At 62.1% G+C, this 25,123-nt stretch carries 25 protein-coding genes and 2 tRNA genes; 12 read left to right on the forward strand and 15 right to left on the reverse strand.

What is annotated here, in order from left to right; genetic code table 11:
- Positions 1–3: 3 nt before the first annotated feature.
- Positions 4–79 (forward strand) — tRNA-Thr (locus tag IM738_RS01600).
- A 19-nt stretch (positions 80–98) separates the two neighbouring features.
- Here IM738_RS01600 and IM738_RS01605 read toward each other — a convergent pair.
- Positions 99–416, reverse strand: a complete 318-nt coding sequence (locus IM738_RS01605; RefSeq protein WP_236964160.1) for a DciA family protein — start codon at positions 414–416, stop codon at positions 99–101.
- A 26-nt stretch (positions 417–442) separates the two neighbouring features.
- Here IM738_RS01605 and IM738_RS01610 point away from each other — a divergent pair, with 26 nt between their 5' ends.
- The 5 genes from IM738_RS01610 to IM738_RS01630 all read left to right on the forward strand — a co-directional run bounded on the left by IM738_RS01610 (position 443) and on the right by IM738_RS01630 (position 7,073).
- Complete coding sequence (locus tag IM738_RS01610; RefSeq protein ID WP_236964161.1) at positions 443–1,423, forward strand: M23 family metallopeptidase; 981 nt, start codon at positions 443–445, stop codon at positions 1,421–1,423.
- 155 nt (positions 1,424–1,578) lie between these two features.
- Positions 1,579–4,323, forward strand: a complete 2,745-nt coding sequence (gene secA, locus IM738_RS01615; protein ID WP_236964162.1) for a preprotein translocase subunit SecA — start codon at positions 1,579–1,581, stop codon at positions 4,321–4,323.
- A 106-nt stretch (positions 4,324–4,429) separates the two neighbouring features.
- Entirely contained in the window at positions 4,430–5,677 is a 1,248-nt protein-coding gene (argJ, locus tag IM738_RS01620) for a bifunctional glutamate N-acetyltransferase/amino-acid acetyltransferase ArgJ (RefSeq protein ID WP_236964163.1), read from the forward strand.
- 33 nt (positions 5,678–5,710) lie between these two features.
- Positions 5,711–6,589 (forward strand): ATP-binding protein, encoded by an 879-nt coding sequence (locus IM738_RS01625; RefSeq protein WP_236964164.1) that lies wholly within the window; start codon positions 5,711–5,713, stop codon positions 6,587–6,589.
- On the forward strand, positions 6,573–7,073 hold the full coding sequence (locus IM738_RS01630; protein ID WP_236964165.1) for an NUDIX domain-containing protein: 501 nt from the start codon (positions 6,573–6,575) through the stop codon (positions 7,071–7,073). The genes IM738_RS01625 and IM738_RS01630 overlap by 17 nt, the downstream gene beginning before the upstream one ends.
- Here IM738_RS01630 and IM738_RS01635 read toward each other — a convergent pair.
- The 8 genes from IM738_RS01635 to IM738_RS01670 all read right to left on the reverse strand — a co-directional run bounded on the left by IM738_RS01635 (position 7,042) and on the right by IM738_RS01670 (position 13,681).
- A complete protein-coding gene (locus tag IM738_RS01635; protein ID WP_236964166.1) occupies positions 7,042–7,239 on the reverse strand; it encodes a DNA gyrase inhibitor YacG in 198 nt (65 codons plus the stop codon). The two genes, IM738_RS01630 and IM738_RS01635, sit on opposite strands and share 32 nt — an antisense overlap.
- An 8-nt stretch (positions 7,240–7,247) precedes the next feature.
- Complete coding sequence (gene zapD, locus IM738_RS01640; RefSeq protein ID WP_236964167.1) at positions 7,248–8,003, reverse strand: cell division protein ZapD; 756 nt, start codon at positions 8,001–8,003, stop codon at positions 7,248–7,250.
- Positions 8,004–8,048: 45 nt separating this feature from the next.
- Entirely contained in the window at positions 8,049–8,639 is a 591-nt protein-coding gene (gene coaE / locus IM738_RS01645) for a dephospho-CoA kinase (RefSeq protein WP_236964168.1), read from the reverse strand.
- A gap of 12 nt (positions 8,640–8,651) precedes the next feature.
- A complete protein-coding gene (locus IM738_RS01650) occupies positions 8,652–9,503 on the reverse strand; it encodes a prepilin peptidase (RefSeq protein ID WP_236966436.1) in 852 nt (283 codons plus the stop codon).
- Positions 9,503–10,720, reverse strand: coding sequence for a type II secretion system F family protein (locus IM738_RS01655; RefSeq protein ID WP_236964169.1), 1,218 nt, complete (start codon positions 10,718–10,720; stop codon positions 9,503–9,505). The genes IM738_RS01650 and IM738_RS01655 overlap by 1 nt, the downstream gene beginning before the upstream one ends.
- Before the next feature lie 30 nt (positions 10,721–10,750).
- A complete protein-coding gene (pilB, locus tag IM738_RS01660; protein ID WP_236964170.1) occupies positions 10,751–12,484 on the reverse strand; it encodes a type IV-A pilus assembly ATPase PilB in 1,734 nt (577 codons plus the stop codon).
- Between the two features lie 149 nt (positions 12,485–12,633).
- A tRNA-Pro gene (locus IM738_RS01665) sits at positions 12,634–12,710 on the reverse strand.
- Between the two features lie 41 nt (positions 12,711–12,751).
- Positions 12,752–13,681 carry a polyprenyl synthetase family protein gene (locus IM738_RS01670; protein WP_236964171.1) on the reverse strand — a complete coding sequence of 310 codons (930 nt, stop codon included), beginning with the start codon at positions 13,679–13,681 and terminating at the stop codon, positions 12,752–12,754.
- A 274-nt stretch (positions 13,682–13,955) separates the two neighbouring features.
- Here IM738_RS01670 and rplU point away from each other — a divergent pair, with 274 nt between their 5' ends.
- The 4 genes from rplU (at position 13,956) to proB (ending at position 16,950) form a co-directional block, all read left to right on the forward strand.
- Entirely contained in the window at positions 13,956–14,267 is a 312-nt protein-coding gene (gene rplU / locus IM738_RS01675; protein WP_077328645.1) for a 50S ribosomal protein L21, read from the forward strand.
- Between the two features lie 13 nt (positions 14,268–14,280).
- A complete protein-coding gene (gene rpmA / locus IM738_RS01680; protein ID WP_077328647.1) occupies positions 14,281–14,538 on the forward strand; it encodes a 50S ribosomal protein L27 in 258 nt (85 codons plus the stop codon).
- A gap of 129 nt (positions 14,539–14,667) precedes the next feature.
- Complete coding sequence (gene cgtA, locus IM738_RS01685) at positions 14,668–15,741, forward strand: Obg family GTPase CgtA (RefSeq protein ID WP_236964172.1); 1,074 nt, start codon at positions 14,668–14,670, stop codon at positions 15,739–15,741.
- A 45-nt stretch (positions 15,742–15,786) separates the two neighbouring features.
- Positions 15,787–16,950 (forward strand): glutamate 5-kinase, encoded by a 1,164-nt coding sequence (proB, locus tag IM738_RS01690; RefSeq protein WP_236964173.1) that lies wholly within the window; start codon positions 15,787–15,789, stop codon positions 16,948–16,950.
- A gap of 12 nt (positions 16,951–16,962) precedes the next feature.
- Here proB and IM738_RS01695 read toward each other — a convergent pair whose 3' ends face one another.
- Positions 16,963–17,610: an RNA pyrophosphohydrolase gene (locus tag IM738_RS01695; RefSeq protein WP_236964174.1), complete on the reverse strand. Its 648-nt coding sequence runs from the start codon at positions 17,608–17,610 to the stop codon at positions 16,963–16,965.
- 185 nt (positions 17,611–17,795) lie between these two features.
- Here IM738_RS01695 and IM738_RS01700 point away from each other — a divergent pair, with 185 nt between their 5' ends.
- On the forward strand, positions 17,796–19,541 hold the full coding sequence (locus IM738_RS01700; protein WP_236964175.1) for a proline--tRNA ligase: 1,746 nt from the start codon (positions 17,796–17,798) through the stop codon (positions 19,539–19,541).
- Positions 19,542–19,564: 23 nt separating this feature from the next.
- Positions 19,565–20,206, forward strand: a complete 642-nt coding sequence (locus IM738_RS01705) for a lytic transglycosylase domain-containing protein (RefSeq protein WP_236966437.1) — start codon at positions 19,565–19,567, stop codon at positions 20,204–20,206.
- A 9-nt stretch (positions 20,207–20,215) separates the two neighbouring features.
- Here IM738_RS01705 and IM738_RS01710 read toward each other — a convergent pair whose 3' ends face one another.
- The 5 genes from IM738_RS01710 to hemA all read right to left on the reverse strand — a co-directional run bounded on the left by IM738_RS01710 (position 20,216) and on the right by hemA (position 25,085).
- Positions 20,216–21,220, reverse strand: a complete 1,005-nt coding sequence (locus tag IM738_RS01710) for an AAA family ATPase (protein WP_236964176.1) — start codon at positions 21,218–21,220, stop codon at positions 20,216–20,218.
- A gap of 192 nt (positions 21,221–21,412) precedes the next feature.
- Positions 21,413–21,736: a Grx4 family monothiol glutaredoxin gene (gene grxD, locus IM738_RS01715; RefSeq protein WP_236964177.1), complete on the reverse strand. Its 324-nt coding sequence runs from the start codon at positions 21,734–21,736 to the stop codon at positions 21,413–21,415.
- A 51-nt stretch (positions 21,737–21,787) separates the two neighbouring features.
- Positions 21,788–22,627 (reverse strand): peptide chain release factor N(5)-glutamine methyltransferase, encoded by an 840-nt coding sequence (gene prmC, locus IM738_RS01720; protein WP_236964178.1) that lies wholly within the window; start codon positions 22,625–22,627, stop codon positions 21,788–21,790.
- A complete protein-coding gene (gene prfA / locus IM738_RS01725) occupies positions 22,624–23,724 on the reverse strand; it encodes a peptide chain release factor 1 (RefSeq protein ID WP_236964179.1) in 1,101 nt (366 codons plus the stop codon). Before prfA ends, prmC begins: the two co-directional genes overlap by 4 nt.
- A gap of 86 nt (positions 23,725–23,810) precedes the next feature.
- Positions 23,811–25,085, reverse strand: a complete 1,275-nt coding sequence (gene hemA / locus IM738_RS01730) for a glutamyl-tRNA reductase (protein WP_236964180.1) — start codon at positions 25,083–25,085, stop codon at positions 23,811–23,813.
- Between the last annotated feature and the right edge of the window lie 38 nt (positions 25,086–25,123).

The following is a 25,123-nucleotide window of genomic DNA, read 5'->3' on the forward strand; positions in this document are numbered from 1 at the left end:
TTCGCCGCTTTAGCTCAGTTGGTAGAGCACTCGCCTTGTAAGCGATAGGTCGTCTGTTCGAGTCAGACAAGCGGCACCACAAACTGCGGGGAAGCGCTTCAGCGGCCCTGCGTTTGGATTTTCAGGCGAATCGAGGTAACCTGCGCACCGTTTTGCGTCAGCTCCTGCTGCAACGCGGGCAACATCTGTCGCAACTTGGTCGATGCTGCGGCACTGCCCACCAGCAAACACCATTCGCCGTCTTCAATGGGCCCCGCTTGGACCTGTCGCTGCAGGGAGGCAGGAATCAGGTGTCGCACCTGATTTAAACAAAGGGCGGAAGCCCGAATGCGTTCTTGCAATGCCGCCAGACTGGGTGCAGCTCCCACCGCCTGTTCGAGGCTGAACGTGTGGCGGGACGGTCTGTTGGCGGTCATGGCTGGGTCGGCTTCGGGTGTAGCCCATGGCCGTTTCTAAAGGTGAAACTGTGCACATCATTATCACGGATGCTTGGTTGGCCAAAAGCCGCGCGTTGCACCTCAGCGGCATCAAACTGGTTGGTATCGCCGTCCTTACTTCGCTGCTGGTGATGCTCGGGTCCGTTGCAGCGTACCACTGGGTGTTTTTGCAGGGCGTGCGACAGGGGTGGCTCGGTTTTGGACCTGTCGCACGCCTGGTGGCTCAGGGCGAAGTCGATTCCAAAGACCTCTACATGCGGGAGAACCTCAACGCCATGGCGCGAAAGCTCGGGGAGATGCAGGCGCGCATGATGCAGATCGAATCACTGGGTGAGCGAGTGGCTGGTCTGGCCGGGCTCAAGCCGGATGAGTTCAAGTTGAATCCGGCGCCCGGGTCGGGCGGTGCGCTTGTTGCCGGCCGGGACCTCGGCATGACCGAATTGACACAAGCCATGGAGCAGCTCGATCGCGTCAGCGGGTCGGGTGTCGACTGGTTGACCGTGGTCGAGTCTCGGTTGTTCGACCAGAAGATCCAGCGCACGATGGTGCCCACCGAGGAGCCGGTGTCGGGTGGGCGGGTGGGGTCGCCCTTTGGATTCCGCATCGATCCCATCACGGGTCGTTCAGCGCTGCACACCGGTCTGGATTTCCCGGCCGACATTGGCACGCCAATCCTTGCTGCCGCTGGTGGCGTGGTCGTGGTCCAGGAGATTCACCCCGCCTACGGGAACATGGTGGAAGTGGATCACGGCAACGACCTGATCACGCGCTATGCGCACAGCTCGCGCGTTCTGGTCAAGAAGGGGGACATCGTCAAACGGGGTCAGCGAATTGCTGAAGTGGGGTCGACCGGTCGATCAACGGGACCCCATTTGCACTTTGAAGTGTGGGTGAGCGGTGTGCCTCAAGACCCCGCACGCTTCCTGGCAGCAGGTGAAACCTTGGCGGCTGCGCAGCTGGTTCCGGGTGTCCGGCGCAGGCCCTGAAGGTGCGCCCGGGGTGCCGGGTAAAATCGCGACTTTGCTCTTGAATCAGCAGCGTTCGTCGGCACCTTCACTGTGGCCGCCTAACCGCTCAGGCTGGCGGGAGATTAACGAGTTTTTTGCCTGGCCGGACGGTTGTCTGGCGCCGGGCTGCACCTATGGCCACAAACATCCTCACCAAAATATTTGGTAGCCGCAACGACCGGTTGCTCAAGACCTACCGCAAAACGGTGGAGCAGATCAATGGTCTGGAACCCCAGTTCGAAAAGTTCACCGATGAGGAGCTGAAGGCGCAGACCGAGACTTTCAAGCGACGCGTTGCCGAAGGTGCATCGCTGGAGTCGATCCTGCCAGAGGCCTTTGCCGTCGTGCGTGAGGCCAGCAAGCGCGTGATGAAAATGCGCCACTTTGATGTGCAGATGGTGGGTGGACTGGCCCTGCACCATGGCAAGGTGGCGGAGATGCGGACCGGTGAGGGCAAGACCTTGACCGCAACGCTGCCGGTGTACCTCAACGCGTTGACCGGCAAGGGTGTGCACGTCGTGACGGTGAACGACTACCTGGCCAGTCGCGATGCGCAGTGGATGGGACGGCTCTACAACTTCCTGGGGCTCACGGTGGGCATCAACCTGCCGCAAGCCCCACGTGAAGACAAGCAAGCCGCTTACGGCGCAGACATCACCTATGGCACCAACAACGAGTACGGTTTCGATTACCTCCGTGACAACATGGTGTACGAGGCTTCAGACCGCGTGCAGCGCAGCCTCAACTACGCGATCGTGGACGAGGTGGACTCCATCCTGATCGATGAGGCCCGCACGCCGCTGATCATCAGCGGCCAGGCTGAAGACCAGACCCCCGTCTACAACGCCATCAAACAGCTGATCCCGCACCTGACCCGCCAAGTGGGTGAGGCCGATCCGCGCACCGGGGAAGGTGTGATCACCCCCGGCGACTTCACGGTCGACGAGAAGGCGCATTCCATTCACATGACGGAGCAGGGCCACGAAAACGCCGAGCGCCTGCTCAGCCAGGCAGGTCTTTTGCCCGAAGGCGCTTCGTTGTACGACCCAGCCAACATCGCACTGATGCACCACCTGGTGACGTCGCTCAAGGCACACCACCTCTATCACCGTGATCAGCACTATGTGAACCAGGGTGGCGAGATCGTCATCGTTGACGAGTTCACTGGGCGCCTCATGTCGGGTCGTCGCTGGAGTGATGGTTTGCATCAGGCGGTTGAGGCCAAGGAAGGTGTCGCCATCCAGCCTGAAAACCAGACGATGGCGTCGATCACGTTCCAGAACTACTTCCGCCTTTACAGCAAGCTCTCCGGCATGACCGGCACGGCGGACACCGAAGCCTACGAGTTTCAGGAAATCTACGGCCTGGAGACGGTGGTGATTCCGCCCAACCGGGTCAGCAAGCGCGTCGATCAGCTCGACCGCGTGTACAAGACGACCAAAGAAAAGTACTTCGCTGCGATCCAGGACATCCGCGAGTGTCACGAGCGCGGTCAACCGGTGCTGGTGGGCACCTCGTCGATTGAGAACTCAGAAATCATTGCCGAGCTGCTGGTGGCCGAGAAGCTGCCTCACGAAGTGCTGAACGCCAAACAGCACGCTCGTGAAGCGGACATCATCGTGCAGGCGGGTCGCCCGGGAGCGATCACGATCGCCACCAACATGGCCGGGCGCGGCACCGACATCGTGCTGGGCGGCAACCTGGAAAAAATGAGCGCGGCCATCGAATCCGACGAGTCGCTGGATGAAGCGACCAAGGCGTCGCGCATCGACGCCCTTCGCCAGCAGTGGCAGCAGGACCACGACAAGGTGAAGTCGCTCGGTGGCCTTCGCATCATTGCCACGGAACGCCACGAAAGCCGTCGCATCGACAACCAGCTGCGCGGCCGTTCGGGTCGCCAGGGTGACCCGGGGTCGTCGCGCTTTTACCTGAGCCTGGACGATTCGCTGATGCGCATCTTCGCTGGCGACAAGGTGCGGGCCATCATGGACCGCTTGAAGATGCCCGAGGGCGAGGCCATCGAGGCCGGCATTGTCACGCGCAGCATCGAAAGCGCCCAGCGCAAGGTGGAAGCGCGCAACTTTGACATCCGCAAACAGCTGCTGGAATACGACGACGTGTCGAATGACCAGCGCAAGGTCATCTATCAGCAACGCAACGACATTCTCGACGCGCAAAGTTTGCGTGCACAGATCGACTCGCTGCGTGAAGGCTGTTTCACCGATCTGGTTCACCAGTTCGTGCCTGAGGGCAGCGTGGAAGAGCAGTGGGACCTGCCGGGGCTGGAGCGGGTGCTGCGTGAGGAGTGGGCGGTGGACGTTCCAGTGACTTCATGGGTGTCGGATGCGGAGTCCATGGACGTCGATGAAGTGGTGGCGCGCGTGCTGGCGGCATCGAAGCAGGTGTTCGATGACAAGGTGGCGCAGGTGGGTGACGAGAACTTCACCCAGTTCGAGCGCATGGTGCTGCTGCAGACCATTGACAGCCAGTGGCGTGACCACCTGTCGGCGCTGGACTACCTGCGCCAGGGCATTCACCTGCGCGGCTACGCTCAGAAGCAGCCCAAGCAGGAATACAAACGCGAGGCTTTCCAGCTGTTCGGGCAGTTGCTGGACAGCGTGAAGAACGATGTCACGCGGGTGTTGGTGAACGTGCGGGTCCAGTCGGCCGAACAGATCTCCGCCGTGGCTGAGCAGATGGAAGCCCGGGCCGAACAGATCGCCAATGTGACCTACACCGCGCCCACCGAAACGGGAGATGTGGAAAGCATCACCGATCCGAGCACCGTGGTGGCGGACATGCCGCGCGTGGGGCGCAACGATCCCTGCCCCTGTGGCAGTGGCAAAAAATACAAGCATTGCCACGGCGCGTTGACCTGATGGCCATTCGGGGGACCTCGCCGGTGGCCTGGCGAAGCCGTTCCCTGGCGTTCTGAAACCCACTCACCGCGCCCGACGCGGTTTTTTCTGACAGGAACCCGTTGCCATGGCTGTGAATTTCACCGCTCCACTCGCCTCCAACCTGCTGCCGGTCGCTGGTGTGCGCATTGGCGTGGCCGAGGCGGGCATCCGCAAGGCCAACCGCAAAGATCTCACGGTGTTTTTGCTGGACGAAGGCAGTGTGGTGGGAGCCGTGTTCACCCAGAACCGCTATGCGGCCGCACCGGTGCAGGTGTGCCGCGAACACCTGACCGCGGGGCAGAGCATCCGCGCCATGGTGATCAACACCGGGAACGCCAATGCGGGCACGGGTGAGCCGGGCCTTGGTCACGCACGCCAGACCGCCCACGCGCTCGCGTTGGCATTGGGGGTGAAGCACGAACAGGTGCTGCCGTTCTCCACCGGAGTCATCATGGAGCCGCTGCCGGTGGACCGCCTGATCGCGGGCTTGCCAGCAGCGTTGGCCGACGCGGCCAGCGCCGAGGGTGCTTCGGGTGCTCAATGGCTCAAGGCAGCCGAGGGCATCATGACCACAGACACCTTGCCCAAAGCCATCAGCCGCCGTGTGAGCTTGGGTGGCAAGACCGTGTCCATGAGTGGAATGGCCAAGGGCGCAGGCATGATCCGGCCCAACATGGCGACCATGCTGGGCTACGTGGCGACCGACGCGGCCGTTTCTCCCTCGATCATGAACACGCTGGCCAAGCGCCTGGCCGATGTGTCCTTCAACCGCGTGACCGTGGACGGGGACACGTCCACCAACGATTCTTTTGTCGTTGTTGCTACGGGCAAAGCGGGCAACGACCCGGTGACAGACCTGGACAGCGCGGATGGACAGGCGCTGCTACTGGCGCTCACGGAAGTGGCCCAGTTCCTTGCCCACGCCATCGTGCGAGATGGCGAAGGCGCCACCAAGTTCATCACGGTGCGCGTCGAAGGTGGGCAGAACAGCGAGGAATGCCTCAAGGCCGCCTATGCCGTGGCCCACTCCCCGCTGGTGAAGACTGCGTTTTTTGCCAGTGATCCGAACCTCGGCCGTATCCTGGCGGCCGTGGGTTATGCGGGCATCGCCGATCTGGACGCGACGAAGATCGAGTTGCACTTGGGCGATGTGCATGTGGTCCGAAAAGGGGGGCGCCACCCCGACTATCGCGAAGAAGATGGCCAGCGCGTGATGAAGGCGGCGGAGATCCTGGTGCGCATCGGGCTTGGACGGGGCGACATCACCGAGACGGTCTGGACCTGCGACTTCAGCCACGACTACGTGACCATCAACGCCGACTACCGGTCCTGAGCCCAGGCTGGCTGGCCTTCGAGGATGCTGCAGATGAACGAACATGTCGAACGGCTCATTCAGCGGGCCGAACACCTGATTGAACGCATCGAGTCGGTGCTGCCCCAGCCGCTGGGTGCGCCTGACTGGTCTGCATCAATCGCCTTTCGCTATCGCAAACGCAGCAGCGGGCATGGCGCTCTGGAGCCGGTCCGGCACGTGGCGGAGATCAACTTGGCCGACCTCCAGGAGATTGACGGGCAGAAAGACAAGATCCAGCGCAACACGCTGCAGTTTGTGAAGGGCCTGCCCGCCAACAACGTCTTGCTTACCGGTGCACGGGGTACCGGAAAATCGTCGCTGGTCAAGGCTTGCTTGCACGAGTACGCGTCTCAAGGGTTGCGACTGATCGAGGTAGACAAGGGCGATCTGGTTGATTTGCCCGATATTGTCGATGTGGTGGCCGATCGGCCCGAGCGCTTCATCGTGTTTTGCGATGACCTCAGTTTTGAGGACGGCGAGGCGGGCTACAAGGCGCTGAAATCCGTGCTGGATGGTTCGGTGTCCGCCGCCGGGGACAACGTGCTGATCTATGCGACCAGCAACCGCCGTCATCTGCTGCCCGAGTACATGAAGGAAAACCTCAGCTACACGCACACACCCGACGGTGAAGTGCACCCGGGCGAGGTGGTAGAAGAAAAAATCTCGTTGTCCGAACGGTTCGGCCTGTGGGTCAGCTTCTATCCGTTCAGCCAGGACGAGTACCTCGCCATCGTGCGGCAATGGCTGTCGTCATTCGGCGTCCCTGCCGCCGACATCGATGCGGCGCGTCCTCAGGCCCTTGTGTGGGCGCTGGAGCGTGGTTCGCGCAGCGGTCGTGTGGCCTACCAGTTTGCACGTGATTACGCTGGCTCCCATGGCACGGGCACCTGAGCGCGAAACACTGGTGGTGGACGGCGGCGGCGCAGAGCCGGAGGGCGGCCAACGCCCCGTGACCGAGGTGGCGGTGGGCGTGCTCATTGCCCCTGATGGACGTTTTCTGCTCACATCGCGCCCTGAAGGCAAAGCCTACGCGGGTTACTGGGAGTTTCCTGGAGGCAAGCTGGAAGCTGGCGAAACGATCGAGCAGGCGCTGCGGCGCGAGTTGCAAGAGGAAATTGGCGTCACGATCGGACAGCCCCACCTTTGGAAGACCTCCATGGTGGACTACCCTCACGCGCTGGTGCGGTTGCACTTCTGCAAGGTTTTCACCTGGGAAGGTGCGTTGCAGATGCATGAAGGCCAGCGGTACGGTTGGGAACGGCTTCCTGTGAGTTGTGAGCCGGTGTTGCCTGGCACGGTGCCTGTGCTGGCGTGGCTCAGCGATGAAATGGGGGCTGACGAAATCAGCTCTTCTCGAAATCAGGATCGCTGTTGATTTCGTGCTCGGGCAGCGAAAACCGTTCGCTGGCCCATGCGCCGAGGTCCAGGTTTTTGCAGCGATCGCTGCAAAATGGTCGATAGGGGTTGGATGGCGCGTAGACGCTCTGACCGCCGCAGGCGGGGCAGCGGACACGTTTCGGGGGAACGTCCGGCGCGTTCATCCTCGGGTTCAAATGCAGAGCGTCAGCTCGAACGCTGCGTCATCCGGTGCCGGGTGCAGCCGCTCGTCGTCGCCCTGGCGCAGCAGTCGCACCGACAGCATCAGCCGATTGCCACTGATTTCAGGTATCAATCCCAGAAGAGGATCAATGGCCAGACGCAGCAACTGGTAGGTCCGGCCTTGTGGCAGGTTCTGTTGAAACTGTCCGCCGGGCGCAATCACCTTGTGGGGAGAGCCTGAGTCCCGCATCATCTTCATCAACAGGGAGATGGCCTCAGCCAAGGGCACCAATGTCTGGGACCAACGCTGCAGATCGGCCTGGCGGTGTTGCACAGGGCGATGCTGCCAATGGAAATAGGCGGGGAGATCGAACTCACAAGTGCCGCCAGGGATGCCGATGCGACTGCGTATGGCCATCAACCAGTCGTTCTCGGTGAGCGACTGGCCCGTTTTGCCTGCCAGACCGCTGAGTTGAGCGAAGCAGGCATCCAGCTGTCCGATGACCTCATCGAGCACACGCTCCGAAATGGCAGGGTTGCCTCGATAGCTGTTGAGTTGAAGGCGGTGGCGGTCGATGTCTTTCAGAACGTCTGACTTCATGTCTGCACGCGCGGCCACATCCATGACTTCAAAGATGGTTTGGATGGCGAAGTGATGGTCGAGTGGGCTCGATCGGGCCATCAGTTCAGCGAGCCGTGCAAACAGTTGCTCCAGCCGAAGATAGGTCCGAACGCGTTCGTTGAAGGGATATTCGTACAGGATCACGGCGGCGGCGGTTCGCGGAGAAAAGCGTCGTTCATTGGAGGGGCATCATAGCCCCAACCGGGCGGCCATTCGCTGCACCTCATGACGAAGGACCTGCAAGTCCACGCCGTCGTTCCACAGCACCCCATCTGCGGCCGCCAGTCGGTGTTCACGCGCGCTCTGTTGGCGAATGACCGCTTCAACTGCGACTCTTTCCCAGCCGTTGCGCGCTTGTACACGTCGGATTTGCGTTTCTTCAGTGCAGTCGACGATCAGGATGCGGTCCAGTTGATGGCGCCAATGTGGCGACTCCACCAACAGGGGTATGTCGAACACCAGGCACGGTGATTGGGCCAAGTCTGATTGCCGACGGATCTCTTGTTGGACCAGCGGATGAACGATCGCCTCCAGCGCTTGCCGAGCTTCGGGATGGGCAAAAACGTGTTCGCGCATGCGGTTGCGGTCCATGGCGCCCGCAGGTGTCACGAAGTGGGGGCCAAACTGGCGGGCGATGGCTGGCATGGCCGAGCCGTTGGCCAAGGTGCATTGGCGGGAGATGGCATCCGCGTCGATCAGCGCGGCACCCAGGCTCTGCAACTCACGAGCAACGGTGCTTTTCCCGCTGCCAACACCCCCGGTGAGTCCCAAGCGCAGCACTGGACCACTCCGTCAAAGACCGATCACGGCCAGGATGGATTGCGGACCGAACAACAGGGACGTCAGCCCCGCCAACGCCAGAAAGGGACCGAAGGGCAGGTACCCGCCCTCTCGGAGCTGGGCAAACACCTTCATGCCAATGCCGATGACCGCACCAATCAGCGATGCCATGAGAATGATGGGAATCAACGCCTGCCAGCCAAACCAAGCTCCCAGCGCCGCAAACAGTTTGAAGTCGCCATAGCCCATGCCTTCCTTGCCCGTGGCAAGCTTGAAGCCCCAATACACCAGCCACAGTGACAGGTATCCCGCGACAGCACCCCACAGGGCATCAGGGAGGGGTGTCTCTGTGATGCGTGTTGCAGCTGCACACAAACCCGCCCACAGCAATGGCAGTGTGATGTCATCAGGCAGCAGCGTCGTGTCCCAGTCAATCCAAGCCAAGGTCAGGATCGCGGCCGCAAAGCCGCACCATGCCAGCGCCGTCCCGTCCAGTCCCCAGGTCCAGCCACACCAGGCGAAGAAGGCGCCATTGACGAGCTCGATCAAGGGGTAACGTGGGCTGATCGGCGCGCGGCAGTGGGAGCATTTGCCGCCCAACACCAGGTAGCTGGCCACAGGGATGTTCTCGAACCAGCGAATCTGGTGACTGCAATGGGGGCAGCGAGACCTTGGCACCATCAAGTTGAATGGAGTTTTCCCCGCCTCCTCCAGCGGTGCGGTGCCCTGGAGCTCGGCACACTCGGCCGCCCACCGCATCTCCATCATCTTGGGCAGACGGTGGATGACCACGTTCAGGAAGCTTCCAATCAACAGCCCCAACACGCCGAGAACCGACGCGTCGAGCAGGCTCGCAGCGCTGATCAAACCACCTGGCCCAGCTTGAAGATGGGCAGATACATCGAAACCACAATCCCACCGATGATGGTGCCCAGAATCACGATGATGATGGGCTCCATCAGGCTGGAGAGACCGGCCACCATGTCATCGACTTCGGCTTCGTAAAAATCGGCCGCCTTGCCGAGCATGTGATCGATCGAGCCCGACTCTTCACCGATCGCGCACATCTGCAGCACCATGGAGGGAAACAGATTGACGTTGCTCATGGCATTGGTGAGGCTGGTGCCGGTAGAGACCTCTTGCTGAATTCTTTCGGTGGCCTTCGCATACACCGAGTTGCCCGACGCCCCACCCACAGAATCCAGGGCCTCAACCAATGGCACACCAGCGGCAAACATGGTGGAAAGGGTGCGTGTCCACCTGGCGATCACCGACTTTTCCACGAGCGAACCAAAAATCGGCATTCTCAACATCAATCGGTCCATGAACATTTGGACTTTTTCATTCCGCCTCCAGGCTTGCATGAAAAAGTAGATGCCGCCACCCAGGCCACCAAAAATGAGCCACCAGTATTCGGTGAAAAACTCGCTCATTGCGATCACAAACAGCGTGGGTGCCGGCAGATCGGCGCCGAACGAGGTGAACACCTGTTTGAAAGACGGGATCACGAAAATCATGATCACCGCAACGACCACAAAAGCCACGATGATCACAGCCACCGGGTACATGAGCGCCGACTTGATCTTTGACTTGATCGCCTCGGTTTTTTCCATGTAGACAGCGAGCCTGTCCAGCAATTCTTCAAGGATACCGGCGGCTTCCCCTGCTTCCACCAGGTTGCAATAGAGGCTGTCGAAGTACAGCGGATTTTTCCTGAATGCAGCGCTCAGCGAGGTGCCGGTTTCCACGTCGGACCGAATGTCGTTGAGCAGCTTGGACACGCTGGGATTGGGGTTCCCGCGTCCCACGATATCGAATGCCTGCAGAAGCGGGACACCGGCCTTCATCATGGTGGCGAGCTGCCTCGTGAAAATGGCGATGTCCTTGGGCTTGATGCGCTTGCCCGAACTCATGCGACGCTTTTTGACCTTGGTCGCGACAATGCCTTGCCTGCGCAGCGCCGCAGAAACCTGGTTCTCACCCACGGCACGCGTCTCGCCCCGGACCGGTTTGCCGTTGCGGTCCTTGCCTTCCCATACGAAAACGAAGTCCTTGGTGGTTTTGCTAGCTGCGGTTGCCATGTGATCCTCGGGTTCTGGGCCGGATAGGGCTTACTCGTTGGTGACGCTCAGCACTTCTTCCAGCGAAGTCATGCCTTGCCTGACCTTGAGAAGGCCCGACTCACGCAAGGTCCGGACACCTTCCCGCGTGGCCTGTTGCGCGATGTCAAGCGCGCTGCCGCCTTTAAGAATGATTCTTTGAATTTCCTCAGAGATCGGCATCACCTGGTAGATGCCGACCCGGCCCTTGTAGCCATTGTTGCAAGCAGAACATCCCACAGGCTTATAGGGGGTCCAGCTGCCATCCAGCTCTTCGGCCTTGAAACCGGCGTCCAGCAAGGCTTTTCGAGGCACATCCAGCGTCGTTTTGCAGTTCGGGCACAGTCGGCGTGCCAGTCGCTGTGCGGTGATGAGGATCACACTGGAAGCAATGTTGAACGTGGGGATGCCCATGTTCATCATTCGCGTCAACGTGGTGGGGGCGTCATTGGTGTGAAGTGTCGACAGCACCATGTGACCGGTCTGCGCGGCCTTGATGGAAATATCGGCGGTTTCCAAGTCACGAATTTCACCCACCATGATCACATCTGGATCCTGGCGCAAGAAAGCTTTGAGGGCGGCAGCAAACGTCAGCCCAGCCTTTTCATTGACGTTGACCTGGTTGACCCCGGGCAGGTTGATTTCCGAAGGGTCTTCCGCCGTGGAGATGTTGATGCCCGGCTTGTTCAGCAGGTTCAGGCAGGTGTAGAGTGAAACGGTTTTTCCGGAACCGGTGGGTCCCGTCACCAGAACCATGCCATAGGGTCTCGAAATGGCGCTCAGCAACCGTTCTTTCTCTTCGGGCTCATAACCCAGGGCATCAATGCCCACCTTGGCGCTGCTCGGATCCAGGATACGGATCACGATCTTCTCGCCGAACAGCGTCGGCAGCGTGCTGACACGAAAATCGATCACACGCTCAGGCCCCACCTTGAGCTTCATGCGGCCATCCTGTGGCACCCGCTTTTCGGAGATGTCCATACGAGAAATCACCTTGATGCGGGAGGCCAGCTTGTCCTTGATCGCGATCGGCGGAGACGCGATTTCCCTCAGCTCTCCGTCCACGCGAAAGCGCACACGGTAGGTGTGTTCGTAGGGCTCAAAATGAAGGTCGGACGCGCGCATGTTGAACGCATCCAGCAGCATCTTGTGAAGAAACTTGACGACTGGTGCGTCATCAACCTCCGACACCGCATTCTTTTCAGGAGCATCCTGTGCATCAATGGGGATGTCATCGAACTCGAAATCGCCGCCAACGATGTTATCCATCGCTTCATTGGCGGTCGTCGACTGGCTCTCCACCAGCTTGCTCAGCTTGTCGTATTCGGCAATGACCCAGTCAACGCCCAACTGGGTGGCGAACTTGATTTTTTCAGCCGCCTGTTGATCGGCGGGATCCGCTGTTGCAACCATCAAGCGGTTGTTGCGCTTGCTCAGCACAACAATGCGGTAGTCGCTACAAATCTTTGCGTCCAGCAAGCCCTTGGGAAGGCGCTGGACATCAATGGCATCAAGATCCAGCAGCGGAGCGGCAAACGCCGTCGACATCGTGTGGGCGAGGTCTGAAGGTGAGACCGCCCCCGATCCGGTCAACTCTGCAATGAAGCTGGTGCGCCCGCTCTGGGCCTTCCTGTAGAGCTCCTCCGCCGCCTTTTGCCCTAGCTTCCCTGCTGAAACGAGCGCACGACCGAGCCCTGGCAGGGCCATGGCTGGTGTATCTTGAGGGGCTGTATCGACAGATGCCATAACCGCGTAATCTATCGTAAATCAACGACTTGGAAGACACAATTCACGCAATCTGTGCCCAAATTGCGCATTCTGGCAAGGCCAGCGTTGTATCGAAGTGTCGAACGGACCTCGGCGCGGAACTGGGCCGGTCGTCAATGATGATCAATTGGTCGGGGTGAGAGGATTCGAACCTCCGGCCTCTACGTCCCGAACGTAGCGCTCTACCTGGCTAAGCTACACCCCGACAGATCACAGCGGCTCCAGAACAGAGCCGCCAAGCAGGCCTCAGAAGCGTCTCTCCAGCAGGCCAGCCGCCAATTGTAGCAAAGCAGAACTGTATTCATTGACGGGGAGGTGGTGCATTGCCTTGATGGCTCGCTGGGCTTCTGCGGCTGCACTGGCTCGCGCGGCCTCAAGTGCGCCGGTGTCGCGGATGATGTTGACGATGTCGTCCAGATGCGAGGTGTCGCCCGCCTCAATCGCACCCCGGATGAGCGCCTGTTGCCCGGCGTTTGCATTTCGCAGAGCGCAAATGATGGGAAGGGTCACCTTGCCTTCCCGCAAGTCGTCCCCCAGATTTTTGCCAAGAACGTCGGAGCTGCCCTCGTAGTCCAACACGTCGTCGATGACTTGAAACGCTGTGCCAAGTGCCTGGCCATATGTCGCACATGCATCCTCTATGTCGCTGCCGGCTTTGGCCAAAATGGGGGCGAGTCTCGCGCTGGCTTCGAACAGCTTTGCGGTCTTTGAGCGGATGACCCTGAGGTAGGACGCTTCGTCCAGCGACGTGTCATGCATGTTCATGAGTTGCTGCACTTCGCCCTCGGCAATCACGTTGGTGGCGTCGGAAAGAACCTGCATGACGCGCATGTCGTTCACGTCCACCATCATCTGGAATGCGCGTGAGTAAAGGAAATCCCCCACCAAGACGCTGGGTGCGTTCCCAAATCGCTCGTTGGCGGTGGCGCGACCTCTACGCAGCGTGGACTCGTCAACGACATCGTCGTGCAAGAGTGTCGCCGTGTGGATGAACTCGACGACCGCCGCCAGCGTGTGACGGTGTGGGTGAGGGCTTTCAAGGGCGCCGCTGACAAGGAGGAGAAGTGCAGGGCGCAGGCGCTTTCCACCGGCCGAGATGATGTACTGCGCCACCTCGCGCACCAGCGGGACCTCGGTGTCCAGCCTTGCGCCAATGACCAGATCGACTTGTTTCATGTCCTCCTGAATCAGGTCCAGAGGGTGGGCTGTGGAGGGTTCGATGGAAGTCAAGGTACGCGGTGGCGAAGGCCGGTGGTCGGGTTGTTCAGCGCTGGATTATAGGAAGCGCCGTCGGCACCCTCCCCAAGATGATGATGCCCCGTCTTTCGAGGGCGTGCTCAGGGGCAACGCATCGGACTTGATCGCAGAGGTTGGCTCATGCTAAAATCTTTGGCTCGGTAGAAATTCGTCTTCCGAGATTCCATTCGTGGAAATAATTCAAGAGGTTCATATGTACGCGGTCATAAAAACCGGTGGCAAGCAATATCGTGTTGCTGCCGGCGAAAAAATTAAAGTAGAACAGATTGCTGCGGATGTGGGTCAAGAGATCGTGTTTGATCAGGTTCTGGCTGTCGGTAACGGCAGCGAGATCAAGGTAGGCACTCCCTTGGTTTCCGGCGCAACGGTCACGGTCACGGTGTTGGCTCATGGCAGGCACGACAAGGTCAGCATCTTCAAGATGCGCCGTCGCAAGCACTACCAGAAGCGCCAGGGTCACCGTCAAAATTTCACCGAACTGCAGATCTCGTCGATCGCAGCCTGAGGAGTAGGTCAGCATGGCACAGAAAAAAGGCGGCGGCTCAACGCGAAACGGGCGCGATTCCAAGCCCAAGATGCTCGGTGTGAAGGCGTTTGGTGGTGAGTTGGTCAGCGCCGGCTCCATCATCGTGCGTCAGCGCGGCACCAAGTTTCACCCTGGCCTGAATGTGGGTGTTGGCAAAGACCACACTCTGTTTGCCACGGCCGATGGACATGTCAACTTCGCGATCAAAGGCGAGTTGAACCGTCACGTCGTGAGCATCACGCCGGTCTGAGGTCGGTTTGTGCCGTCGCTCCACCCTGATTTAATGAATCAGGGTGGCAAGCGGCACAGGTGATGTCTTGAAGTCAAAAGGCCCGCCGACGCGGGCCTTTTGTGTTGGTTTTTTACAGGTACACAAGTCATGAAATTTGTTGACGAGGCCACGATTGAAGTTGCTGCGGGCGATGGCGGCAATGGTTGCGCCTCGTTCAGGCATGAAAAGTACAAGGAATTTGGCGGTCCAGACGGTGGTGATGGTGGTCGCGGTGGACATGTGTTCGCGGTGGCCGATGCCAGCCTGAATACCTTGGTCGACTTTCGCTACACGCGGCGTTTCGAGGCTGAGCGTGGCGAACATGGCAAGGGCTCTGACATGTTCGGTGTCAAGGGCAATGACATCGTGCTCAAGATGCCGGTGGGCACCATCATTGCGGACGCCGAAACCGATGAAGTGCTCTTCGAATTGCTGCAGCCCGGGGAGCAGATCGTCATTGCCAAGGGCGGCGACGGTGGATTCGGCAACATGCACTACAAGAGTTCGACCAACCGGGCGCCAAGGCAAAAGACCCCTGGCTGGTCGGGTGAAAAGCGTTCGCTCAAGCTCGAACTCAAGGTGCTGGCGGATGTCGGCCTGTTGGGCATGCCCAACGCGGGCAAGTCCACGCTGATCGCCGCCATCTCCAACGCACGGCCGAAGATCGCGGACTACCCGTTCACCACCCTCTACCCGAATCTGGGAGTGGTGCGCGTGGCACCAGAAAAAAGCTTTGTGGTGGCCGACGTGCCGGGGCTCATTGAAGGAGCCTCTGAGGGGGCGGGACTGGGCCATCAGTTCTTGCGTCACCTGCAACGCACCCGGCTTTTGCTGCACATGCTGGACGTGGCGCCTTTTGACGAGGGCGTTGATCCCGTGGCTCAGGCCAAGGCCATCGTGGCCGAGCTCAAGAAATTCGATGCCAAGCTCGCAGAGAAACCGCGTTGGCTGGTGCTCAACAAGCTGGACATGGTCCCCGCCGACCGGCGTGAAGCGCTGGTGAAAGACGTGGTCAAACGGCTCAAGTACAAAGGACCTGTCTTCGAGATTTCCGCCTTGACCCGCGAGGGCTGCGAACGGCTGGTGCAGGCGGTGTACGAGTACCTCGCGCGCGAGTTCCAGTCGCACCAGGCGCCCGTCGATGTGGATCCCCGCTTCGTGGACGATCCCCGCGGCATCTGAACCGCACTCCTTGTCATCCGATTCCTCAGAAGAGCCAAGCACCCCATGGTCGAAGTTGCTGCGAGCGTGAACGAACTGGTTGAACCGTCCAGCGTGCTGAAGACCGCGCGCCGTATTGTGGTCAAGGTGGGATCCAGCCTGGTGACCAACGAGGGGCGGGGGCTGGATGAGCAGGCCATTGGGCAGTGGAGCGAGGAGCTGGCCGTGCTGGTCAAGCAGGGGCGCGAGTTGATCATGGTGAGCAGCGGCGCTGTGGCCGAAGGCATGAAGCGACTGGGATGGACCTCGCGACCAAAAGAAATCAACGAGCTTCAGGCCGCTGCAGCCGTGGGTCAGATGGGCCTGGTGCAGATGTATGAAACCAAGCTGCGCGAATGTGGTGTCGGCAGCGCGCAGGTGCTGCTGACCCACGCCGACCTCGCCGACCGCGAGCGCTACCTCAACGCCCGTTCAACCCTGTTGACGTTGTTGCAGTTGGGGGTGGTGCCCGTCATCAACGAGAACGACACCGTTGTCAACGACGAGATCAAGTTTGGTGACAACGACACCCTGGGCGCGCTGGTGGCCAATCTGGTGGAGGCCGACGCGCTGGTGATCCTGACCGATCAAAAAGGGCTGTACACGGCCGATCCGCGTCGTGATTCTTCGGCCACCTTTGTGCATGTGGCCCGTGCGGGCGACCCTCAGCTGGAAACGATGGCCGGCGGCGCGGGCTCCGGGATCGGCAAGGGCGGCATGATCACCAAGATCCTGGCGGCCAAGCGTGCTGCCGGATCGGGCGCTTCGACCGTCATCGCGTGGGGACGCGAACCGCGCGTGTTGCAGCGCCTGTGCGAGGGCGAGGCCATCGGCACCTGCCTCGTGGCGCAGACCGGCAAGAACCAGGCGCGCAAGCAGTGGATGGCCGACCACCTTCAGATGCGTGGCGCGGTGGTGGTGGATGACGGCGCGGTGGACAAGATCACCGGAGAAGGCAAGAGCCTGCTGCCGATCGGCATGACCGAAGTCAGCGGCGACTTCTCGCGCGGTGACGTGATCGCGGTGCGGGACGCGCGGGGTGCTGAAATCGCCCGCGGGCTCGCCAACTACGCCAGTTCCGAGGCGCGCCTGATTTGTCGCAAGTCTTCGGCTGACTTCGAACGCCTGCTTGGTTATGCAGCCGAACCCGAGATGATCCACCGCGACAACCTGGTGCTGTCGCGGGCCTGAGGGTTCTCCACTTCAGGAGGGCTTGGACCCACTGCTTCGCAGGTCGAACTGTGGATCTGGATCAAACATGCCCCCAGGAGGCAACTCCATGCCTGGCGGACTCTGCGTCATGAGCGGCATCAGGTTGTTGGCATCGTCCTGCGAGCGGGATCGGCCTGCGCCGCGCAAATAGCGGTTCCGGTGCTCGTTTTTGGGCAAGTAGCGGGCAAGTTCGGTCAGCGCCATTTCGTACACGCCACGCTTGAATTCCACCACCACGTCCAGAGGAACCCAGTAGTCGTGCCAGCGCCAGGCATCGAACTCAGGATGGCTGGTGGCGCGCAGGTTCAGATTCCAGTCTTGTGCGACCAAGCGCAACAAGTACCAGATCTGTTTCTGCCCCTTGTAATGACCGCGTGCATCGCGGCGGATGAAGCGGTCCGGCACTTCATAGCGCAACCAGTCCCGCGTGCGGGCAACGATGTTCACGTGTTCGGGCATGAGGCCCACTTCTTCGTGCAGTTCGCGGTACATGGCCTGTTCGGGGGTTTCGCCCCTGTCGATGCCACCTTGCGGAAACTGCCAGGAGTGGGATCGGATCCTCTTCCCCCAAAACACCTGGTTTCTCTGGTTGAGCAGAATGATGCCGACATTGGGCCTGAAGCCTTCTCTGTCAAGCATAATCAACCCCAAATTTTTGAACTGTCTGGATTATGCATCGCCCCTTGCGGCTTGCGAAGCGATGCTCACCCGTTGCGCTGCAATGGCGGGTTTATCCCGATGCCCAGAGGGCATCGAAGACATCATTCGGGCCTCGAGCCCTCCATTTTCCAGACCCACGCAGCCGCCTGTGGCGGCCCTCGCCCATGAAAGCCTCGCAGTTTTTTATTTCCACCCTCAAAGAAGCGCCGGCCGATGCCGAAGTGGTCAGCCATCAGCTCATGACACGTGCCGGCTTGATCAAAAAGCTGGGCGCCGGTATCTACAACTACATGCCGATGGGATTGCGGGTCATCCAGAAAGTGGAGAAGATCGTTCGCGAGGAAATGAACCGGGCCGGAGCGGTGGAGCTGGCCATGCCGGTGGTTCAGCCGGCGGAGTACTGGCAGGAAACAGGTCGCTTCGACAAGATGGGCCCGGAGTTGCTGCGTATCAAGGACCGTCACGGTCGTGACTTCATCGTGCAGCCCACCAGCGAGGAGGTGGTGACCGACATTGCCCGCCAGGAGTTGCGCAGCCACAAACAGCTGCCGAAGAATTTCTACCAGATCCAGACCAAGTTCCGGGACGAGCGCCGTCCGCGTTTTGGCCTGATGCGGGGGCGGGAGTTCATCATGAAGGACGCCTACAGCTTTGATCGCGACGAAGCGGCTGCCAAGGCCAGCTATCAGGTCATGGCCGCCGCCTACCGCCGCATCTTCGACCGCTTCGGTCTGCGCTATCGCGCAGTGGCGGCCGACAGCGGCGCCATCGGTGGTGACCTGAGTGAAGAGTTCCAGGTGATCGCGGCCACGGGTGAAGACGCCATCGTGTACTGCCCGGCCAGTGACTACGCGGCCAACATGGAAAAGGCCGAGGCGCTGGCGCCTGCCGGCCCGCGCGCTGCAGCTTCAAACGCCATGACCAGGACGCCGACACCTGGCAAGAGCACCTGTGCTGACGTGGCCGAGTTCCTGGGTGTGCCGCTGGCCACCACGGTGAAGTCGCTGGTGCTGGCCACCGACGAGCTCAACGACGCGGGCGAGATCGTGAAGAGCCAGGTCTGGCTGCTGTTGCTAAGGGGTGACCACGACATGAACGAGGTCAAGGTCAACAAGCTGCCGGGCCTGAGCGGGGGCTTCCGCTTCGCCACCCAGTCTGAAATCGAGGCGCACTTCGGCTGCAAGCCCGGGTACCTTGGCCCCGTCGGTCTGAAGTTGCCGGTAAAGGTGGTGGTGGACCGCGAAGTGGCGGTGCTGGCCGACTGGATTTGCGGTGCCAACGAGGCGGACTTCCACATGACGGGTGTGAACTGGGGGCGTGACCTCCCCGAGCCAGAAGTGGTGGCCGACATTCGCAACGTGGTCGAAGGTGACGCCTCGCCCGACGGCCAAGGCGTGCTCGCCATCGAACGCGGTATCGAGGTGGGCCACGTGTTCTACCTGGGCACCAAATACAGCAAGGCCATGAACGCCACGTTCCTGGCCGACGACGGCAAACCGCGGCACTTCGAGATGGGGTGTTACGGCATTGGCATCACGCGCCTGCCGGCGGCGGCCATCGAGCAGAACCACGATGAGCGCGGGATCATCTGGCCCGACGCCATTGCCCCCTTCACCGTGGTGGTGTGCCCGGTGGGCGCTGATCGCAGCGAAGCCGTCAAGGCCGCCGCCGATGCCCTGTACCAGGGCCTGCTGGCTGCGGGTATCGACGTGATCCTGGACGATCGGGGTGAGCGCCCGGGTGCGATGTTTGCCGACTGGGAGCTGATCGGCGTGCCGCACAGGGTGACCATCGGCGACCGCGGCCTCAAGGAAGGCGTGGTCGAGTACCAGCACCGCCGCGACCCGGCCGCGACGAAGGTGCCAGTCGCCGAGGCGATCTCTTTCATGCGGGACCAGCTGGGCGCGTGAGATTGCAGCCCTTTGATGTGGTGATGGATGCCGATGTGCCCGGGACCAGTCGCCGTCTCTGGCTGCTGCGCGGCGCAGCCCTCGGTGCGGCCGGCTGGCTGACCGCTGGCCCGGCCCAGGCCGGCCGCCAGGCAGAAGAGCCACTGGCCGATTCGGTTCGCTCGGCGCTCAGTTCCGCCATTGCCAACAGCGCGCCGCCGGTGCCCGAGTTCAGCGACATCAACCAGCGCCTGGCCTACCTGCGTTGGCTGGGCACCATGAGTGAGCGCCTGAAGAAGAAGAAGCCGGACTTCCAGACCCGCATCGAGTTCCTGCAGACTGTCTGGTACGAAACCCGGCGAGCGGGCCTGGACACCACGATGGTGATGGGTTTGATCCAGGTCGAGAGCGCCTTCCGCAAGTTCGCCATTTCACGCGTGGGCGCTCGTGGCTACATGCAGATCATGCCGTTCTGGTCGCGCGTGATCGGTGACGGTGACGCGTCCCGGCTGTTTCACATGCAGACCAACATCCGCTTCGGCTGCGTGATCCTGCGCCACTACCTGGACCGTGAGCGTGGCGACACCTACCTGGCGCTGGGCCGCTACAACGGCAGCCGGGGCAAACCTCAGTACCCCAACGCCGTGTACGCCGCGGCGAAGAACTGGGTTCACCACGACGCTTGAGCCCTCAGCTCATTGCAGGAAGCCGATCCGCGTTTTGCCGGACCCCGCCTTGGGCAGGTCGTCGGCCTCCACGCTGTAGCGGTTGTCCAGCCGCGCATTGCCAAAAGCGGTGACCATGGCGCGGCGCATCTCGCGCGGGGCGAGGATGGCGAGCTGGTCCAGCACGTCGCTGGAGGGTTCCGGGTCGAAGCGCTGCCCCCAGTCGTGTTCGCCAAGGATGCTGCGGTACAGGTGGGCCGCGATCTTGCGTGCTGCATCCGGCGACGGCGGTGCGATCTCGAACACGTTCATGCGGTTGCGGATCGGTGCCGGAATGGCACGCTCGTCGTTCGCGGTGGTGATCCAGATCACCTGGCTGGCGTCGATCGGCACCTCGGCAAATTCGTCCACAAAACTCTGCGCTGTGTCGTGCTCCAGCAGGCTGTAGAGCGCGCCCAGGGGATCGTACTGCGCGTCGGCGCTGGCCTTGTCGATTTCGTCGACCACGATCACCGGGTTGGCGTACTGGCCGTCCACCAGCGCTTCGAACACCTTGCCCGGTTTGGCGCCTTTCCATTGGGATGAAGAGCCCGAGAGCAGCCAGCCCGCGGTCATGGAACTCATGGGCACCAGGCTCATGCTGGTGCCCAGCAGATCGGCGATCTGTTTGGCGAAGTGGGTCTTGCCCACACCGGGCGGGCCGAGCAGCAGGATGGGCGTGACCTCCAGTCCGTCGTGGCTGTCCTGACTCAGGGCGACGTGCCGTTTCACGTCGTCAAGCACCTCACCAAAATTGGGCAGCAGGTCGTAGAGCGGTGCCATGTCGGGCACACCCGAGGGTTTGACCGCGAAGCGTTGCGAACCGCGTTCCAGCATGCGCTGCCAGGTGTTGCGCAGGCCTTCGTACTCGCGTTCGTTGCCGCTGGCCTGCAAGTGGGCGAGCTTGCGCTCGACCTCGCTGGCACTGAACACGCTGCGCATCTGGGCGATGGGCAGTCCGAGGGAGGGTGAAGCGACCAGGCTGCGTGAGCTCATGCGGTTCTCCTTGAAGGGTTCGGCGACACCTTCATTCAAGCACAAGACGTGCCTGGCCTCAATGCGAAATGAACCCTTGAAAGACCACGCATTCCTTCGGATCGGCCTTGGCCGTGCGAAATGCCGCAGCGGACGTGCTCTCCCAAAACAACAAAGCCGCCCGAAGGCGGCTGTGGCACGGGGCTGGCGGTTTCAGGCCTCGCCGTTGATGACTTTTTGCAGTTCACCCGACTCGTACATCTCCATCATGATGTCGGAGCCACCGATGAACTCTCCCTTGACGTAGAGCTGCGGGATGGTGGGCCAACTGCTGTAGGTCTTGATGCCCTGACGGATGCCTTCGTCTTCGAGCACGTTGACGGTTTTCACCGTCTTGGGATCGACACCGCAGGCTTTGATGATCTGGATCGCGCGGCCGGAGAAGCCGCACATCGGAAAGCTGGCATTGCCCTTCATGAAGAGCACGATGTCGTTGGATTTGACCAGTTGGTCGATTTGGGTCTGGGCGTCGCTCATGGCAAAAAACTCCTGATCTGGGCGGGCCGGTCGTGGCCACAGTGGGCCTGATTATCGCTGCTGCGGCCAGATGCCGCCGCTGCAGCGTTCTATGCCCGCCAGATCGGTGCGGCTGCTGACCTGCTCGAACCCTCGCTGCTGCAGCAGGGCGCGCACGGCGGCGGCCTGATCGTGGCCGTGCTCCAGCAGCAGCCAGCCACCGGGGTGCAGAGCGCCCGGCGCCTGCGCCACGATGGTGCGGATGTCGTCGAGGCCGTCTGGTCCTGCCGTGAGCGCGCTGATGGGTTCGTGGGTGAGGGCGACCAGGTGGCGGTCACCCTCGGCGATGTAGGGCGGGTTGCTGGCGATCACGTCGAAGCGCTGGCCAGGCACGGCCTGCAGCCAGGAGCCGTTGAAAAAATCCACCGCCAGACCCAGGCGTTCCGCGTTGTCACGGGCCACGGCCATGGCGCCCGTGCTGGCGTCGGTGGCGGTCACGGCCACGTCGGGTCGCTGCGACTTCACGGCCAGGGCGACGGCACCGCTGCCGGTGCCCAGGTCCAGACACCGCGCGGGGGTGGCGGGCAGGGCGTCCAGTGCCCACTGCACCAGGGTTTCGGTGTCGGGCCGGGGCACCAGCACGCGGGCGTCCACCCGAAGATGCAGGCCAAAGAAGGCCTTTTCTCCCGCCAGGTAGGCGACCGGTTCACCGGCCAGGCGGCGGCGCACCAGGTCGACGAAACGCCCTGCGGCGTCGGTGGGTATCGGATCGGTGTCGTGCGCCATCAGCCAGGCGCGGTGATTCATGTCGCGCCCCAGCGCCAGCAGCAGCAGCATCTGGGCGTCCAGCCGGTCCAGTCCTTGCTGCAAGGCAAGGGCCAGCGACTCACGGATTGAAAGGCCGTTGTTCACAGGCTGTTCTGCTGTTCAAGTTCGGCCAGCAGCTCCGTGCCGCGCGCCACCTGGAGCGCGTGGACCACGTCGCCCAGGTCGCCTTCCATCACCTGCAGCAGCTTGTAGAGCGTGAGGTTGATGCGGTGGTCGGTGAGCCGCCCCTGCGGGAAGTTGTAGGTGCGGATGCGGTCGCTGCGGTCACCGCTGCCCACCAGGCCTTTGCGGGTGGCCGCTTCCTTGGCGGCGCGTTCGCTGCGGTCTTTTTCCTGCAGCCGCGCCTGTAAGACCTGCAGCGCCTTGGCCTTGTTGCTGTGCTGGCTGCGGCCGTCCTGGCACTCGGCGGTGATGCCCGTGGGCAGGTGGGTCACGCGCACGGCCGAGTCGGTCTTGTTGATGTGCTGCCCGCCGGCGCCGCTGGCGCGGTAGGTGTCGATGCGCAGTTCGGCGGGGTTGAGCTTGACCGCTTCGGCTTCATCGGGTTCGGGCATCACGGCGACCGTGGCCGCGCTGGTGTGGATGCGCCCCTGGGTTTCGGTCACAGGCACGCGCTGCACGCGGTGGCCGCCCGATTCAAAGCGCATCTGGCCGTAGACGGCCGCACCCGGGCCGCGCCCGGCCATGCGCAGCACCACCTCTTTGTAGCCGCCGAGCTCGCTGGGCGACTCGCTCACGACTTCGGTGGTCCAGCCCTGGCTGTCGGCATAGCGGGTGTACATGCGCGCCAGGTCGCCCGCGAACAGCGCGGACTCGTCGCCGCCCGTGCCGGCGCGGATTTCGACGAAGGCGGGGCGTTGATCGTCGGGGTCTTTGGGCAGCAGCAGCTGTTGCAGTTCGGTGTCGATCCGTTCCAGGTCGGCCCTGGCGGCGCCGATTTCCTCTTCCGCCATCTCGACCATGTCGGGGTCGCCCAGCATCCCCTGCGCGGCGGCGAGGTCCGCCTCGCGCTGTTCGTGGCGGTTGAACGCCTCGACGATCACCGAAGCGTCGGCGTGCTCGCGGCTCAGTGCGCGAAAGCGCTCCATGTCGCTCACCACGTCGGGGGCCGAGAGCAGGGCGTCCAGCTCGTGCAGGCGGGCGCGCTGGCGCAGGAGGGTGTCGCGGACAAAGGGTTTCATGCGGGGATAAAAAAGGCGACGGCAGCGGGAAGGATGCACGGGGCCGACGGACCGTGCCGGGACGCCTGGCGCCCGAGGCCGCGTCGCTAGGACTTTTCGCGAAGGAACAGGCGCGAGACGGTGTGCGCCGTGGCGGCGCGGGTTTCCGCGTCGCCCGCGTGCAGCTCGGCCAGGGTGCCGTGCAGCATCTTCTGCGTCAATCCCTTGGACAAGGCTTCGAGCACGGCTTCGACCGGCTCGCCCTTGGCCAGCAGCTTTTTGGCCCGGGCGAGTTCGGCCGCGCGCCAGCTGTCGGCCTGGGCGTTGATCTGCTGGATCAGCGGGACCACGCCGCCTTTCTCCGGGTCGCGCTGGTCCAGCCAGTGCATGAAGCTGAGCACGCCCGCGTCGATGATCGCCTCGGCCTGGGCCACGGCGGCCTGCCGGTTGTCCTTCCCGGTCTGGACCACACTGGCCAGGTCGTCCACGGTGTACAGGTACACGTCGCTCAGGCCCTTGACCTCGATCTCGATGTCCCGCGGCACGGCCAGATCGACCATGAACATGGGGCGGTGCCTGCGCTTCTTGAGCGCGCGCTCGACAGCGCCCAGGCCGATGATGGGCAGGGTGCTGGCGGTGCAACTGATCACCGCGTCGTATTCATGGAGGCGATCCGGGATGTCGGCCAGGCGCAGCACCTCGGCGCCGAAGCGGCTGGCCAGCTTCTCGCCACGCTCCAGCGTGCGGTTGGCGATGGCCATGGCCTTGGGGGTCTTGGCCGCGAAGTGGGTGGCGGCGAGTTCGATCATCTCGCCCGCGCCGACGAACAGGACCTTGATGTCCTTCAGGTCTTCGAACAGCTGGCTCGCCAGCCGCACGGCGGCAGCGGTCATGCTGATCGAATGGGCGCCGATCTCCGTGGACGTGCGCACCTGCTTGGCCACTGAGAAGGAACGCTGGAACAACTGGTGCAGCGTGGTGCCCAGGGCGCCGGCCTGGTCGGCGGCGCGCACCGCGTCTTTCATCTGACCGAGGATCTGCGCTTCGCCCAGCACCATGCTGTCCAGGCCACTGGCGACACGGAAGGCGTGGCGCGCCGCTTCGCCTTCGCGCAACACATAGGCGTGTTCCTTGAGCACATGGGTGCTGACGCCGCCGGTCTGGGCCAGCCAGGCCAGGGTGGGTTCCACGGCCGACTGGTCGCCCGCGCCATACAGCTCGGTGCGGTTGCAGGTGGACAGCAGCGTGGCCTCGGGCTGGCGGACCAGGCTCTGGCGGTAACCGTTCAAGGTGGGCTGGATCTGGTCGAGCGCGAACGCAAAACGGCCCCGCAGATCGAGCGGAGCCGTGTGGTGATTGATGCCGAGCGTCCAGACAGACATCGTCCGATTATAAAATTGCGGCTCCCCAAAATGCCCCG

Origin of the sequence: Hydrogenophaga sp. SL48 (genome assembly GCF_021729865.1) — a bacterium.
Lineage (GTDB): Bacteria > Pseudomonadota > Gammaproteobacteria > Burkholderiales > Burkholderiaceae_C > Hydrogenophaga.